We start from the raw sequence: 14,231 nt of genomic DNA on the forward strand, positions 1-14,231 counted from the left end.
AGCCGCTGCGGAGCATCGATGTTCACGAAAATCCTGATCGCCAATCGCGGCGAGATCGCCTGCCGGATCATCAAGACGGCGCGGCGGATGGGCATCGCCACGGTTGCCGTCTATTCGGATGCCGACCGAGACGCGCTGCATGTCGAAATGGCCGACGAGTCCGTGCACATCGGTCCACCGCCTGCGGCAGAGAGCTACCTCGATGCAGACAGGATCATCGCTGCCTGCCGCCAGACCGGCGCCGAGGCTGTCCATCCCGGCTACGGCTTTCTCTCGGAACGGGCATCCTTCTGCGAGGCGCTGGAAGCCGAGGGGATCGTTTTCATCGGGCCGAAGCCCAAGGCCATCAAGGCCATGGGCGACAAGATTGAATCGAAGAAGTTCGCCCGCGCCGCTGGTGTCTCCACGGTTCCGGGCTATCTGGGAGTAATCGCCGACGCCGACCATGCGGAGACTATTGCCGCAGAGATCGGTTACCCCGTTATGATCAAGGCCTCCGCCGGGGGCGGTGGCAAGGGCATGCGTATCGCCTGGAGCAGTGCCGATGTCCGCGACGGGTTCGACCGTGCCAGTTCGGAAGCCAGAAGCTCGTTCGGCGACGACCGGCTGTTCATTGAGAAATACATCGTCGATCCCCGCCATATCGAGATCCAGGTGCTCGGCGATGCTTTCGGCACCGTGCTCTATCTCGGCGAACGCGAATGCTCGATCCAGCGTCGGAACCAGAAGGTCGTCGAGGAAGCACCCTCGCCCTTTCTCGATGCCGCCACACGGAAGGCCATGGGCGAGCAGTCGGTGGCGCTAGCAAGAGCCGTCGACTACCAGAGCGCCGGCACCGTCGAATTCATCGTCGACAGCGAGCGCAATTTCTACTTTCTCGAGATGAACACGCGCCTTCAGGTCGAGCACCCCGTTACCGAGCTTGTCACGGGCATCGATCTCGTCGAACAGATGATCCGGATCGCAGCGGGTGAGCGACTATCCCTGGCGCAGGAAGACGTGGCGCTGAAGGGCTGGGCCATCGAAAGCCGCGTCTATGCCGAAGACCCCTACCGCAATTTCCTGCCATCAATCGGCCGATTGACCCGTTACCGCCCACCGGCCGAGCGCCGGACGACAGATACGGCTCTCCGCAACGATACCGGCGTCTTCGAAGGTGCCGAGGTATCTATGTTCTACGACCCGATGATCGCCAAGCTCTGCACATGGGCGCCCGATCGCCTGCAAGCCATCGAGGCCATGGGTGAGGCGCTGGATGGCTTCGTCGTCGACGGGATCGCCCACAACATTCCCTTCCTGTCCGCGTTGATGAAGCATCCGCGCTGGCGGGAGGGACGGCTCTCCACCGGTTTCATCGCCGAAGAGTTTCCCGATGGCTTCGCGCCGATGGCGCCGGACGCAGAGCAGACCGTAACGCTGGTGGCGATTGCCATGGCCTGCGGCACGATCGATGCTGACCGCCGCCTGCACTATGCCGACCGCCTGCGTCCGCCGCCTGGGGACGAGATGATAGACCGTGTCATCAAGCTCGGGACGGATTACTTCCGCGTGCGGATGGCGAAGCGCGATAACGCAACGCCGTTTACGTATCTCATCGAGATAGCGGGCAATGAGATCGCGGTTGTCACCGGCTGGAGACCCGGCGATGCGGTGTGGTCAGGAACGGTGCACGGGCAAAGCGTGACTGTCCAGACCCGGGAGCAGTCCAACGGCCTGCGCCTGGATTGGCAGGGCCTGTCGGTCGTCACCCGGTTCCTGACACCCCGGCAGCATGAACTCGACCGCCTGATGCCCATCAAGACGCCGCCAGATACCTCGAACCTGCTTCTATGCCCGATGCCGGGCCTGCTGGTCTCCATCGCGGTGACGGAAGGACAACTGGTCAAGGCTGGCGAAACGCTGGCGGTCGTCGAGGCGATGAAGATGGAAAACGTGTTGCGGGCGGAGCGTGACCTGACCGTCGGCGCGATCGCAGTCAAGCCGGGGGAGAGCCTGGCGGTAGACGCTGTCATCATGACATTCGCGTGAGCCGGCCGGATGGTTAAATTGGTCGCTATGATCCTCGCGCTTTCTTAAAGAATCTGGCGCGATAAACGCCTTCAGGAGCAATTGCGCCCTGAGGAAAAACCGTGTCGTCGCTCTATTCCGCCATCCTGTTGCTGGCGATCAATCTCGGCGTACTGTGGCTGCTGATGGCTGCTCCCGTCGGGACGCGCACGATCCGCATGCGTCGCTCCTTCCGCCAGTCCGCCGATGCTCTATGGCGGGCGGTCAATCCGTCTGGAGCCAGCGCCGACTGGCACCATGCCGTCATCTCCAGCCGCGCCATGCCGGATAGACCGGGCATTGTCGAGCAGACCTATCGCCATCTCGACCGAGAGGGACAATCGATCCGCCGGCTTTTCGACGTCAAGATGACCGAGCCGATGCCCGGCATGCTTGGCTACACGGCAACGGTCGTTGACGACAGCACGCTCGACAATCGCTTCTGGCGCCATTTCCACGAACGGCGTCAGGTCGTGACCGACGCATCCGGCACGACGTTGATCGTCGAGCAGACCGATACCTATCGCGGTTTTGCTTTTCTGATCTTTCGCTATTTCACGCTCCGCCGCGAGTTGCGCGCCCTCGAGGGCTGGCTGAAAACAGGCCAGTCGACGCCCAACGGCATTTTTGAACATCCGCTCGTCCAGACCTTCCTGGCAGTCCTGTCGACCCTGATCCTCTGGCCATTTTTCGGCCTGGATGCCGCCGGGCTGATGATATCCACCTTCCTGACGGTAGTCATCGTCCTGCACGAACTCGGTCATATGGCCGCCTACCGGACATTCGGCCATCGCAAGGTGCGGATGATCTTCGTGCCCCTCCTTGGCGGCATCGCGATTGGCGGACGGCCATACAACAGCCTGTTCGAAGTCGCGACCTGCGCGCTCATGGGATCAGGCATGTCCGCCTTCCTGGTGCCGATCCTGATTGCAGGCATACGCGCCAACGAGGCCGGCTGGCTGCCGGCCGATTGGCACGGACCTCTGCTTGTCTTCCTGCTCATTCTCGGCGCCTTCAATCTCCTCAATCTTTTGCCGATGTATCGCTTCGACGGGGGTCAGGTTCTGCGCCAGATCTTCACCGGGAAATTCAGCCTCGTCTTTGCCAGTTTCGCAATAACGCTGGCGATACTTGCCGTTGGCTGGTCCATCGGCCTGACAGCATCTACGCTGCTTGCCGCCCTTGCGGTGTTCACGCTGCTAAGCCTGATCGGCTTCGGCTCGGTCAAACCAAAGCACGAACTGGAGAAAATGTCCGGTGGCGAGCGACTGCTCGTCTCGTTCGGGCTTTATGCCGCCGTGGCGATGCATGCCTATGCCATCCGTTTTGCCGCAGACATCCTGTTCTGATCGCGACCTCTTCGGTCGAAACTCCGGCTGGCGTAGTGGCTTCGACTGCGAACCCGGCTAAGTATCTGATTTTTCGCTTGAGCCGTGGCCGCGCGCCGTGCAATGTCGCCGCACTCGACAATCCAGTGCAAATCAGCAGGAGACAGACGATGGACGTACGCGCCGCCGTTGCCGTTCAGGCAGGAAAACCGCTCGAAATCATGACCGTCCAGCTCGAAGGCCCTCGCGCCGGCGAAGTGCTGATCGAGGTCAAGGCGACCGGCATCTGCCACACCGATGATTTCACGCTCTCCGGCGCCGATCCCGAAGGCCTTTTCCCGGCGATTCTCGGCCATGAAGGCGCCGGCATCGTCGTTGACGTGGGCCCCGGCGTGACCTCCGTCAAGAAGGGCGATCACGTCATCCCGCTGTACACGCCGGAATGCCGCGAATGCTACTCCTGCCTGTCGCGAAAGACCAACTTGTGCACCTCGATCCGCGCCACCCAAGGCCAGGGCGTCATGCCCGACGGTACGTCGCGTTTTTCCATCGGCAAGGACAAGATCCATCACTACATGGGCTGCTCGACCTTCGCCAATTACACGGTCCTCCCCGAGATCTCGCTCGCCAAGGTCAATCCCGACGCGCCGTTCGACAAGATCTGCTACATCGGCTGCGGAGTGACGACTGGCATCGGCGCCGTCATCAACACGGCAAAGGTCGAGATCGGCTCGACGGCAATCGTCTTCGGTCTCGGCGGCATCGGGCTCAACGTGCTGCAGGGTCTCCGGCTGGCAGGCGCCGACATGATCATCGGCGTCGATCTCAACAACGACCGGAAGGCCTGGGGCGAGAAATTCGGGATGACGCATTTCGTCAATCCGAAGGATGTCGGCGACGACATCGTTCCCTATCTCGTCAATATGACCAAGCGCAACGGCGACACCATCGGCGGCGCCGACTATACGTTCGATTGCACAGGCAACACCAAGGTCATGCGCCAGGCGCTGGAATCGTCTCATCGGGGTTGGGGCAAGTCCGTCGTCATCGGCGTTGCCGGCGCTGGCCAGGAAATCTCAACCCGCCCGTTCCAGCTGGTCACCGGCCGCTCCTGGATGGGCACGGCCTTCGGTGGCGCGCGCGGCCGCACGGATGTGCCGAAGATCGTCGACTGGTACATGGACGGTAAGATCCTGATCGATCCGATGATCACCCACACGATGCCGCTCGACGACATCAACAAGGGGTTCGAGTTGATGCACAAGGGCGAAAGCATCCGCAGCGTCGTCTTGTACTGATCTGGTCGAGGGCGGCCTTCCGGCTGCCCTCCCGTCTTGAAAATGGACCGTCTTATGATTTACGTCGATGCCGACGCATGCCCGGTGAAGCCTGAAGTCCTGAAGGTTGCCGAACGGCACAATCTCGAAGTGACTTTCGTTGCCAACTCAGGCCTGCGCCCGTCACGAGATCCGATGATCAAAAATGTCATCGTTTCCAACGGCTTCGATGCCGCTGACGACTGGATTGCGGAGCATTGTGGCGTTGGCGACGTGGTGGTCACTGCCGACGTGCCGCTGGCCGGACGCTGTGTTGCGACCGGTGCCCTCGTAACGGGTCCGACGGGACGGGTCTTCGACACGGGCAACATCGGCATGGCAACGGCAATGCGCGATCTTGGCGCCCATCTGCGCGAGACCGGCGAGAGCAAGGGCTACAACCCAGCCTTCTCGCCGCGCGACCGGTCCAGCTTCCTCGAAACATTCGACCGGCTCTGCCGGCGGGCGAAAGCCCAAGTCCCCCCGACTGGAGATCCCACATGAAGGTCCATTCCCAGGTTACCGCTTTCGGCGGAATGCAGGGCGTATACTCGCACGAATCCGAGGCCTGCCAGTGCGAGATGACGTTTGCCGTCTTTGTGCCCCCGCAGGCCATCGAACGGCCCTGCCCGGTCCTTTGGTTCCTCTCCGGCCTCACCTGCACCCATGCCAACGTGATGGAAAAGGGTGAATATCGGCGGATGGCGGCGGAGCTCGGCCTGATCGTCGTCTGCCCTGATACAAGCCCGCGTGGCAACGATGTGCCCGACGAACTCACCAACTGGCAGATGGGCAAAGGTGCGGGTTTTTATCTGGATGCCACCGAAATGCCATGGGCTGCAAACTTCCAGATGTATACCTACATCACCGAGGAGTTGCCGGCCTTCATCGCGCAGCATTTCCGAGTCGACATGACACGCCAGGGCATCTTCGGACATTCCATGGGTGGCCACGGCGCCCTGACGATCGCCCTGAAGAACCCCGACCGTTTTCGCAGCTGCAGTGCTTTCGCGCCCATCGTCGCGCCGATGACCGCCGACTGGTCGACCGGTGCTTTCAAAAAGTATCTCGGTGAAGATCAGGCGACGTGGCGGGCCTACGACGCCTGCGCGCTCGTCGAGGACGGCGCCCGCTTTCCGGAAATCCTGATCGACCAGGGTAAGGCTGACGGCTATCTGGACACCGGCCTGCGCCCATGGCTTTTCGAGACAGCGACCGAAAATACCGGCATCGCACTCACGCTGCGCATGCACGAGCGCTACGACCATTCCTACTATTTCATCTCGACCTTCATGGACGATCACCTGAAGTGGCATGCCGAACGGCTGGCCTAGGTCGGAACGTGGATATCGAAAGGGGGAAGCCAAGCGCTTCCCCCTTCGAGCCGTTTACTTCTTGCGATTGTCGACGGCCAGCAGGCCCGGGCCTGCGAACACGAAAAACAGGAAGACGAAGCAGAACAGAATGGCCGCATCGCCACCGTTATTGACCGGGAAGAAATCCTTCGGTGCGTGCGCCATGAAATAGGCGACGGCCATGTTGCCGCAGAGAATGAAGGCAACCGGGCGGGTGAAGAGGCCGAAGAGGAACAGCAGGCCGCCGAATGCTTCGAGAATACCTTGGGTCAGAGACAGCGCCGTCAGTGGCCCGGCGTGCTCGCCGTTCGGAAAGGCAAAAAGCTTCTGCGTGCCGTGCTCGATGAACTGCAGCGCAGTCATGATGCGCAGGATCGTAAGAGCGTAGGGTTGGTATTGGTTTAATCGATCAAAAAATGCCATGAAAATCTCCGGTTGAAAGCTCCCGCGCAACCGTTAACCTGACGGTTCGATTCCACGAAGACACAGCTTCTGACACCACATCAATTTTTCGTGTAAAATCCGCGACTTGTCGTCACAGGGGAATGTTGTCGTGCTTCTTCCAAGGGTTCGACAGGTCCTTGTTCCGCAGCATCTTCAGCGCCCTTGCCAGACGCCTGCGAGTTGAGTGCGGCATGATGACCTCGTCGACATAGCCTCGCTCGGCGGCGACGAAGGGTGACAGGAAACGATCCTCGTACATCTTGGTATGCGCCGCGATCTTGTCCGGGTCGGCGATATCCTTGCGGAAAATGATCTCGACCGCGCCTTTGGCCCCCATCACCGCGATCTGCGCAGTTGGCCAGGCATAGTTGATATCGCCGCGCAGATGCTTGGATGCCATCACGTCATAGGCACCGCCGAACGCCTTGCGGGTGATGACAGTCAGCTTCGGCACCGTCGCCTCCGCATAGGCAAACAGCAGCTTGGCACCATGTTTGATCAGCCCGCCATATTCCTGCGCCGTGCCGGGGAGAAATCCAGGCACATCGACGAAGGTGACGACGGGAATGTTGAAGCAATCGCAAAAGCGCACGAAGCGGGCGGCCTTGCGAGAGGCGTCGCTGTCGAGCACGCCGGCCAGAACCATCGGCTGGTTGGCGACGAAACCGACCGTCGATCCCTCGATCCGGCCGAACCCACAGACGATGTTCTTCGCAAAGCTTGCCTGGATCTCGAAGAAGTCCCCCTCGTCCGCCACCTTGAGGATAAGCTCCTTGATGTCATACGGCTTGTTGGCGCTGGCTGGGATCAGCGTATCCAGAGACATATCCATGTCAGTCACTGACTGGTGACTGGAAATAGATGGCACCGGCGCGGTGTTGGAGAGCGGCAGCAGATCGATCAGCCGGCGCACCTGCAGCAGTGTGTCGATGTCATTGTCATAGGCGCCGTCGGCAATCGACGATTTCGTCGTGTGGATCGATGCCCCGCCGAGTTGCTCTGCCGTCACGGTCTCGTTGGTCACAGTCTTAACCACGTCAGGCCCGGTGACGAACATGTAGGACGTGTCGCGCACCATGAAAATGAAGTCGGTCATCGCCGGCGAATAGACGTCGCCACCGGCACAGGGGCCCATGATGACCGAGATCTGCGGAATGACGCCGGAGGCAAGGACGTTACGCTGGAAGACCTCGGCGTAGCCACCAAGCGCTGCAACGCCCTCCTGGATACGGGCACCGCCGGCATCGTAGAGACCGATGATCGGCGCCCGGTTCTTCAGCGCCATATCCTGCAGCTTGATGATCTTTTCGGCATGCGCTTCGGAAAGCGAGCCGCCGAAGACGGTAAAATCCTTGGCAAACACGAACACAGTCCGGCCGCTGACCGTCCCCCAGCCGGTGACGACGCCGTCGCCGGCAATACGGTTGTCCTGCATGCCGAAGTCGCTGGAGCGATGCTGAACGAACATGCCGAACTCTTCGAACGATCCCTCGTCGAGAAGCACGTCGATCCGCTCGCGTGCCGTCAGCTTCCCCCGCGCATGCTGTGCATCGATGCGAACCTGTCCCCCGCCGAGCCTGGCCGCCTCGCGGCGTTCTGCCAGTTCCTCCAGAATGTCTTTCATGCCAGCCTCAGGTCCAACCGCATTTCAGGGTCTGTCGTCTCACGCCTCGGTCGCTTCCGGACCCGTCAGTTATCAGGTCGCGGCGCCGTAAGCCCGTAGGCCGCACGAATGCGTGCGGCAATATCCTCGGCCATGAGGTCGTCTATTGCATCGCTATCGGCCGAAAAAGTTGTCGACTCGAAGGAGTTCACGGCAACCACCGAGCCTGTATCGATCGCACTGGCGTCGATATCGACCTTTGCGGAGTTGCGGTTCTTCTCGTAGCCCTGAGCCCGCTCGGATTGTGTGATGTGGATGGTGAGTGCCACGGCACCCTCCGTCACAGCATGCTTGGTGGCAGCAATCGCGGCGTTCACCCGTGTGCTGACCTCGGACAGCAGCCTCGGAGACGCGCCATTCGCGGAGACGACAGTGACACTGCGGACATCGTAGACAGGCCCGGGCGGCGGATTCAAAGGCGGCATGTGATAGCACGCGGACAGCAGCACGCATGCTGCCAGCGCCGGCAACAGCCGAACCTTGGTGGAGAAAGAAATTTTGCTGCCGATCATCACGCTACGCCCGTTAGGCCTCAACCTTCGCTATAACGGATTGCAAATCAACACTATTCCGCCAAAGCGTGACGAAAAACCTCGGCAGCGGTGAGAAATTCTGCAAACCGCAGCGACCGTCGGTGCTCCGCTTCTGCATCGCTGCCCCACTGTTCGCTCGTCCAGTCCTCGTCGAGATGTGCCAGCGACCAGCTTTCTTCTGCCGGAAGATATCCCTCAGCAAACGCCAGTGTGAGGATCGCCGATCCCGTCAGCGTCGTCAGGGTATGAAGGCCTGCCAGTTGCAGCGGGTTTCCGTATTTCGAGAGCGCTGATTCGAATTTGTCGATGGCCTCTTTCGGCTGCTCCCGATGCATCACACCTTCGGCCAGCAGAAACCGGGCCCCGAATGTCGCATCCGCCCAGTCCAGTACGGGGTCCCAGCGCTCTGCCTGGCGCCGGACGAGTTCGACCGGCGTATGCGCCCGGTAGCAAATGAGGTCGATGCCGCTATAGCGGACGATATCGTCTGAAACGGCCTTGGGATCTTTGGCGATCCCGTCCAGCGCCGTGTTGACCAGCCGCGTGACCGGCATCGTCATCGGGTCGATGAAATCAGCCTGGGCCCGCCATTCCCCGGCGATCCGATCTGCTAGCACCGCGTTTGCAACGCTCAGTGCGTTGCGGGCCGGTGTCTTCACGGGACGACCGTCGAGTTCCACTGCAAAGCCACCCTCGCCCTGGCGAACACCGACCTCCTTGTAGAAGCGCTTCGGCAGCGGCTTCTTCATGGCAATCTGCGCACGGCGAACCGGGTCGGGATCGCTTAGCTGCTGGGTGAAATCTGTCAGATCTTCGCGCATCGGATAGCCTCAGACAATATGGCTCAGCAGGTCGTTCGGATGGTGGGCGATGGCGTCTGCACCGCTTGCAAGCAGGTCTTCTATTGCGGCATAGCCCCAGGCAACGCCAATCGCCGTTGCACCGGCGGCCTTGGCCATCTGCATGTCGTATATCGCGTCGCCGATGACAACCGTATCGTGGGCAGAGATGCCGGTTTCCTCGCAGCATTCCGTCACCATGGCGGGATGCGGCTTCGACGGGCAGTCGTCGGCTGTGCGCGAAACGACGAAATGCGGCGCAAGGCCGTGCATGTGTAGGATCTCGGTGAGCCCGCGACGGGATTTGCCGGTGACTGCGCCGATCGTCAACGCGTCGCCGCGCGCAACCAGCGTATCGACCAGCGGCCGTATACCGTCGAACAAGGGTGTATCCATGCCCGGCTCATCGCGCACATCGGTGTAGATGGTCTTGTAATGAGCCATCATGGCTACCGCCTCGTCGTCGACATGCTGACGACCCAGCATGCGGGCAATGGCGATATCGAGCGTCAGGCCGATGATCGACTTGGTCGAGGCGATGTCCGGCCGCTTGTGCTTGAAGTCGACAAAGGTGCGGGCCATCACCTCATGGATCAGGCGCGCGCTGTCGACGAGCGTACCGTCGCAGTCAAAGAGAACGAGCTTCATTCTTCGTTGTTTTCATAGGGCGAGAGATCGAAGCCGAGCAGGTTCCAGCTCTGCACCATGTGTGGCGGCAATGGTGCCGTCACGCGCAGTCGTCCGCCGTTCGGGTGCGGTATGTCGATGTGCCGGGCATGCAAATGCAGCCGCTTCTGGATACCGCCGGGGAAAGGCCAATTGTGGTCTTCCTCGAAATATTTCGGATCGCCGATGATCGGATGGCCCATGCCCAGCGCATGAACGCGGAGCTGGTGGGTACGGCCCGTATAGGGCTCCATCTCGAGCCATGCCATCGTCTGCGCCGCTGTTTCCAGCACACGGTAATAGCTGATCGCATGATCGGCGCCGTCTTCGCCGTGCTTGGCGATGCGCATCCGATCGCCGTCCGGTGTCGCTTCCTTCACCAGCCAGCTTGAGATCTTGTCCTCGTGCTTGCGCGGGACGCCCTTGACCAGCGCCCAGTAGGTCTTTTTCGTGTCGCGCTCGCGAAACGCCGCTGTCAGCTTCTGTGCTGCACCGCGGGTGCGGGCGACAACGATGACGCCGGTCGTGTCGCGGTCGAGACGATGCACCAGACGCGGCTTTTCGCCCTTCTTGCTGGTCCAGGCTTCGAGCATCTTGTCAAGGTGACGGTGCAGGCCGGAGCCGCCCTGCACGGCGAGGCCGGCCGGCTTGTTGAGCACGAAGACTTTCTCGTCCTCATGCAGCAACATGCGGGCCAGCAGATCGCCATCGTCGTCGTTTTTCAGGTCGCCGCCGCTGATCGGGCCGCCCTTGATGATCTTCTCGTCGATATCCATCGGCGGAATACGCACGGTCTGGCCGTACTGGACACGCGCGTCGGTCTTCACGCGTCCGCCATCGACCCGCACCTGGCCGGAGCGAAGCAGTTTCTGCAGCTGCCCGAATCCGAGGCCTGGAAAATGCACCTTGAACCAGCGGTCAAGGCGCATGCCCGACTCTTCCGGCTCGACTAGTCTATGCTCAATCCCGGCCATGCTTCTTCTTTCAAACGATGAGGTCTCGGCCTAAGCCGGCCTTTTGCCGTCGCTTTAGAGCATTTTTCGGCAAAGTGGAAACCGGAATCGTCGCCATTGGTCGTTTGTTACGCTTTCCGGCCCGGTTTTGCCAGATCAGGTCAGCGCCCGCGCCACCATGAGGCCTGCAAAGACCGTGCAGAGCGACACGCCGACGCTGACGAAAACATATAGCAAGGCAAGGCCGACATTGCCACGCTCAGCCAAGGCGATGGTATCGAGCGAAAAGGCGGAGAATGTGGTGAACCCGCCGACGAACCCGGTCATCAGCAAAAGGCGCAGATTGTCCGATCCGCCATATTTCCGGGCTATGACCTCGGCAAACACGCCGATGACGAAGGAACCGACGACGTTGACGGTCAGCGTCCCCCAGGGGAAGGCAGGCCCGCCGATCCTGAAACCCCAGATGCCGACATAATATCTGAGCACAGAGCCGATTGCGCCGCCGAAAGCGACCAGAAGAACTTGAAACATGAGGTGCTGTTACCGAAGGATTGGAGATCCCGCCAAGGTAGAAATCAGCAAAGCCTCATTCGTTTGGCTATCCGTAAAATACCACCGGTTTTCTTCAGCGCGCAAGAAGATCGTCGCGATAAGGTTCCATATGGTTCTCCGTCTGGACATCTCGTAATGGTCGAAGTCGTCAACGTTTCCGCCTACATGGCATCCTGGGCCGCTGACATGACCAAACAGCCGACGCTGGTTCCGCCTGCCATCGCCGAGCGTACGGCGCGCAAGGAAGCGCTGCGCCGACTACGGGATGGTGTTGACGACAGCGATGTCGAAAGCATTTCGCCAATCATTCAGGCAACGACCATCGGCCTTGACCTGATGAACGAAGGCAGCCGCCAGCCGCGCTCCACGCTCCAGCACGCGCTGGATTCCTACGCCGAGAACGACTGACTTGCCGTTCCGCCTAGTTGCCCCTCGCTGCCTCCACCGGCAACGACATCGAAACCGCTCCGGCTTTTTCAAACGTCAGCATAACCGGCACGATACCGCCTTGTCTGAAGGGCGCCCTCACTTGCTTGAACATCATGTGAAGCGTGTTCGGCGACAGCACAACCGTCGCGCCCGGGGCGATCACGATGCCATCCTTCAGTTCGCGCATCCGCATGATGTTGTCCTTCATCGTCATTTCGTGAAGCTCGACTTTCGCTGCCGTCGGAGACGAGACGGAGACCAACCGCTCTTCGCTGCTGCCACCATTGTGGATCGTCACGTATCCGCCGCCGACCGGCTGCCCCGGCAACATCGCCCTGACATAGCCGCCGGTGATGTCGAGATCGCCTGCCTTGACCGCCGCTGTGCCGACAGGTTCCGGGCTGGACATCGACATGCCAGACATATTTTTCATATCACTGCTCTGCGCCAGCACTATCGAGGTTCCCGACGCAAGCAGCACCACCGTGAGCCCTAGAACTCTGAGGGAGTTGCGTTTCTGCATAGCGTTCTCCTGTCTGGCGATGCACGTTTCACATCGTATGCGATCTTCGGATGATGGGATGTTTGGCCCGAACTTGCAACGCTGCCGCGCAGGCATCGCGAATGCCGGAACGCCGCGACAAAAAACTGCCGGATCGCGACATTTCCACTTGCCAACGCCGGCGCCCGCCCGATAATGGCTGCCAACCCGATTGGGAGAATCCGGCGATGCCGGTGCCGAAGGAGCAACCGCCCCGGAAACTCTCAGGCCCAAGGACCAGTCGGGGGCAGACGAAACTCTGGAGAGAGGCGCCGCGTTGACGGTGCTCGCCGAAGGGATAACAATCTCAGGCGAACGGACAGAGGGGGCTCATCACCAAGGCGCCATTGCGCCGGATCCATGAGCCCGCGCTTCGAGAGAAGTGCAAACGCCGGAGGCGTCGTTTGACCGAGACAGTTGCCCTGAAAAAGACAGCACTGCACCAGCTGCACATTGCACTGGGTGCCCGCATGGTGCCTTTCGCCGGATACGACATGCCGGTGCAATATCCGGCCGGCGTCCTCAAGGAGCATCTGCATACGCGATCAGCCGCCGGTCTCTTCGATGTGTCGCACATGGGCCAGATCATCATCCGCGCCCGTTCAGGCACTTACGAGGATGCGGCCCTGGCGCTGGAGACCTTGGTGCCCGTCGACATCCTCGGCCTCAAGGCGGGACGTCAACGCTACGGCTTCTTTACGGATGACAGCGGCGCAATTCTCGACGACCTGATGATTGCCAATCGCGGCGACCATCTGTTCGTCATCGTCAACGCCGGCTGCAAGGACGCCGATCTCGCCCATCTGCAGAAACATATCGGCGATCGGTGCGAGATCACGCTGCTGGACCGCGCCCTCGTTGCGCTCCAAGGCCCCCGTGCGCAGGCAGCGCTGTCGGAGCTCTGGCCGGGCCTCTCGGAAATGAAGTTCATGGATGTCCGCGATGTCGGCCTGCACGACGTACCCTGCCTGGTGTCGCGTTCCGGCTACAGCGGCGAGGACGGTTTCGAGATTTCCATTCCGGCAGACAAGGCCGAAACGGTGGCCAAATGGCTGCTCGATCATCCCGACGTGCAGCCGATCGGCCTCGGCGCCCGCGATTCCCTCCGGCTCGAGGCCGGCCTCTGCCTCTATGGCAATGATATCGACACCACCACATCGCCCATCGAGGCAGGGCTGGAATGGGCGATCCAGAAAGTCCGTCGCAACGGCGGCGCTCGTGCCGGTGGCTTTCCGGGTGCGGAACGTATTCTGGCCGAACTCGACCACGGGGCGTCGCGCCGCCGCGTGGGACTGAAGCCGGAGGGCAAGGCACCGGTTCGCGGCCATGCCAAACTTTACAGCGATGCCGAAGGCTCGACGGAGATCGGCGAGGTCACTTCCGGCGGCTTCGGCCCGAGCGTCGATGGCCCCGTGGCCATGGGCTATGTGCCGACAGCTCTCGCTACGCCCGGAACACCGATTTTCGCCGAGGTGCGCGGGAAATTCCTGCCCCTCGTCGTCACCGCCCTTCCCTTCATCACCCCGACTTACAAACGCTAAAACCGGTTCCCCAGAGAGGATA

General features: G+C 61.1%; 15 protein-coding genes, 1 pseudogene and 1 riboswitch. Of the genes and pseudogenes, 8 read left to right on the plus strand and 8 right to left on the minus strand.

Features of this window, described 5'->3' with window-relative positions; all coding sequences use genetic code 11:
- Nucleotides 1–18: 18 nt before the first annotated feature.
- From J5274_RS13105 to fghA, 6 genes and pseudogenes are all read left to right on the plus strand, one after another.
- Nucleotides 19–1,492, plus strand: a pseudogene (locus tag J5274_RS13105) (acetyl/propionyl/methylcrotonyl-CoA carboxylase subunit alpha); the annotation flags it as partial.
- A complete protein-coding gene (locus J5274_RS29350) occupies nucleotides 1,465–2,028 on the plus strand; it encodes a biotin/lipoyl-containing protein (protein ID WP_374113744.1) in 564 nt (187 codons plus the stop codon). The pseudogene J5274_RS13105 and the gene J5274_RS29350, both read left to right, overlap by 28 nt.
- Nucleotides 2,029–2,129: 101 nt before the next feature.
- A complete protein-coding gene (locus tag J5274_RS13110) occupies nucleotides 2,130–3,395 on the plus strand; it encodes a hypothetical protein (RefSeq protein ID WP_142822761.1) in 1,266 nt (421 codons plus the stop codon).
- Between the two features lie 149 nt (nucleotides 3,396–3,544).
- The gene (locus J5274_RS13115; RefSeq protein ID WP_142822762.1) at nucleotides 3,545–4,672 is read left to right on the plus strand and encodes an S-(hydroxymethyl)glutathione dehydrogenase/class III alcohol dehydrogenase; all 1,128 of its coding nucleotides are present in this window, start codon (nucleotides 3,545–3,547) and stop codon (nucleotides 4,670–4,672) included.
- A gap of 54 nt (nucleotides 4,673–4,726) precedes the next feature.
- Nucleotides 4,727–5,194 (plus strand): YaiI/YqxD family protein, encoded by a 468-nt coding sequence (locus J5274_RS13120; RefSeq protein WP_142822764.1) that lies wholly within the window; start codon nucleotides 4,727–4,729, stop codon nucleotides 5,192–5,194.
- Nucleotides 5,191–6,024: an S-formylglutathione hydrolase gene (fghA, locus tag J5274_RS13125; protein ID WP_142822766.1), complete on the plus strand. Its 834-nt coding sequence runs from the start codon at nucleotides 5,191–5,193 to the stop codon at nucleotides 6,022–6,024. The genes J5274_RS13120 and fghA overlap by 4 nt, the downstream gene beginning before the upstream one ends.
- Before the next feature lie 54 nt (nucleotides 6,025–6,078).
- Here the strand turns inward: fghA and J5274_RS13130 are convergent, their stop codons facing one another.
- The 7 genes from J5274_RS13130 to crcB form a co-directional block, all read right to left on the minus strand.
- On the minus strand, nucleotides 6,079–6,468 hold the full coding sequence (locus J5274_RS13130; RefSeq protein ID WP_142822768.1) for a DoxX family protein: 390 nt from the start codon (nucleotides 6,466–6,468) through the stop codon (nucleotides 6,079–6,081).
- 112 nt (nucleotides 6,469–6,580) lie between these two features.
- Complete coding sequence (locus J5274_RS13135) at nucleotides 6,581–8,113, minus strand: acyl-CoA carboxylase subunit beta (protein ID WP_142822769.1); 1,533 nt, start codon at nucleotides 8,111–8,113, stop codon at nucleotides 6,581–6,583.
- Nucleotides 8,114–8,178: 65 nt separating this feature from the next.
- Nucleotides 8,179–8,664, minus strand: a complete 486-nt coding sequence (locus J5274_RS13140) for a hypothetical protein (RefSeq protein ID WP_142822770.1) — start codon at nucleotides 8,662–8,664, stop codon at nucleotides 8,179–8,181.
- Nucleotides 8,665–8,717: 53 nt separating this feature from the next.
- Nucleotides 8,718–9,506, minus strand: coding sequence for an ATP12 family chaperone protein (locus J5274_RS13145; RefSeq protein WP_142822772.1), 789 nt, complete (start codon nucleotides 9,504–9,506; stop codon nucleotides 8,718–8,720).
- Nucleotides 9,507–9,515: 9 nt separating this feature from the next.
- Entirely contained in the window at nucleotides 9,516–10,172 is a 657-nt protein-coding gene (locus tag J5274_RS13150; protein WP_142822773.1) for an HAD-IA family hydrolase, read from the minus strand.
- Entirely contained in the window at nucleotides 10,169–11,164 is a 996-nt protein-coding gene (locus J5274_RS13155) for an RluA family pseudouridine synthase (protein ID WP_111221920.1), read from the minus strand. Before J5274_RS13155 ends, J5274_RS13150 begins: the two co-directional genes overlap by 4 nt.
- 135 nt (nucleotides 11,165–11,299) lie before the next feature.
- A complete protein-coding gene (crcB, locus tag J5274_RS13160) occupies nucleotides 11,300–11,677 on the minus strand; it encodes a fluoride efflux transporter CrcB (RefSeq protein WP_142822775.1) in 378 nt (125 codons plus the stop codon).
- A 156-nt stretch (nucleotides 11,678–11,833) separates the two neighbouring features.
- On the opposite strand from crcB, the gene J5274_RS13165 reads away from it, so the two are divergent.
- Nucleotides 11,834–12,106 (plus strand): hypothetical protein, encoded by a 273-nt coding sequence (locus J5274_RS13165; RefSeq protein ID WP_111221918.1) that lies wholly within the window; start codon nucleotides 11,834–11,836, stop codon nucleotides 12,104–12,106.
- A 13-nt stretch (nucleotides 12,107–12,119) separates the two neighbouring features.
- Here the strand turns inward: J5274_RS13165 and J5274_RS13170 are convergent, their stop codons facing one another.
- Nucleotides 12,120–12,650, minus strand: coding sequence for a copper chaperone PCu(A)C (locus J5274_RS13170; RefSeq protein ID WP_202617102.1), 531 nt, complete (start codon nucleotides 12,648–12,650; stop codon nucleotides 12,120–12,122).
- A 181-nt stretch (nucleotides 12,651–12,831) separates the two neighbouring features.
- Nucleotides 12,832–12,918, plus strand: a riboswitch (glycine riboswitch).
- A 154-nt stretch (nucleotides 12,919–13,072) separates the two neighbouring features.
- Here J5274_RS13170 and gcvT point away from each other — a divergent pair.
- On the plus strand, nucleotides 13,073–14,209 hold the full coding sequence (gcvT, locus tag J5274_RS13175) for a glycine cleavage system aminomethyltransferase GcvT (RefSeq protein ID WP_142822778.1): 1,137 nt from the start codon (nucleotides 13,073–13,075) through the stop codon (nucleotides 14,207–14,209).
- The last annotated feature ends 22 nt before the right edge of the window (nucleotides 14,210–14,231 follow it).

It is taken from the genome of Rhizobium sp. L51/94 (assembly GCF_019355555.1).
Lineage (GTDB): Bacteria > Pseudomonadota > Alphaproteobacteria > Rhizobiales > Rhizobiaceae > Rhizobium > Rhizobium rhododendri.

Bases quoted from the DNA above. Each gene is read 5' to 3' on its own strand.
- J5274_RS13155 (WP_111221920.1), bottom strand. From the start codon at position 11,164: ATGGCCGGGATTGAGCATAGACTAGTCGAGCCGGAAGAGTCGGGCATG.
- J5274_RS13165 (WP_111221918.1), top strand. From the start codon at position 11,834: ATGGTCGAAGTCGTCAACGTTTCCGCCTACATGGCATCCTGGGCCGCT.
- J5274_RS13130 (WP_142822768.1), bottom strand. From the start codon at position 6,468: ATGGCATTTTTTGATCGATTAAACCAATACCAACCCTACGCTCTTACG.
- fghA (WP_142822766.1), top strand. From the start codon at position 5,191: ATGAAGGTCCATTCCCAGGTTACCGCTTTCGGCGGAATGCAGGGCGTA.
- J5274_RS13120 (WP_142822764.1), top strand. From the start codon at position 4,727: ATGATTTACGTCGATGCCGACGCATGCCCGGTGAAGCCTGAAGTCCTG.
- J5274_RS13145 (WP_142822772.1), bottom strand. From the start codon at position 9,506: ATGCGCGAAGATCTGACAGATTTCACCCAGCAGCTAAGCGATCCCGAC.
- J5274_RS13150 (WP_142822773.1), bottom strand. From the start codon at position 10,172: ATGAAGCTCGTTCTCTTTGACTGCGACGGTACGCTCGTCGACAGCGCG.
- J5274_RS13135 (WP_142822769.1), bottom strand. From the start codon at position 8,113: ATGAAAGACATTCTGGAGGAACTGGCAGAACGCCGCGAGGCGGCCAGG.
- J5274_RS13140 (WP_142822770.1), bottom strand. From the start codon at position 8,664: ATGATCGGCAGCAAAATTTCTTTCTCCACCAAGGTTCGGCTGTTGCCG.
- crcB (WP_142822775.1), bottom strand. From the start codon at position 11,677: ATGTTTCAAGTTCTTCTGGTCGCTTTCGGCGGCGCAATCGGCTCTGTG.
- J5274_RS13115 (WP_142822762.1), top strand. From the start codon at position 3,545: ATGGACGTACGCGCCGCCGTTGCCGTTCAGGCAGGAAAACCGCTCGAA.
- J5274_RS13170 (WP_202617102.1), bottom strand. From the start codon at position 12,650: ATGCAGAAACGCAACTCCCTCAGAGTTCTAGGGCTCACGGTGGTGCTG.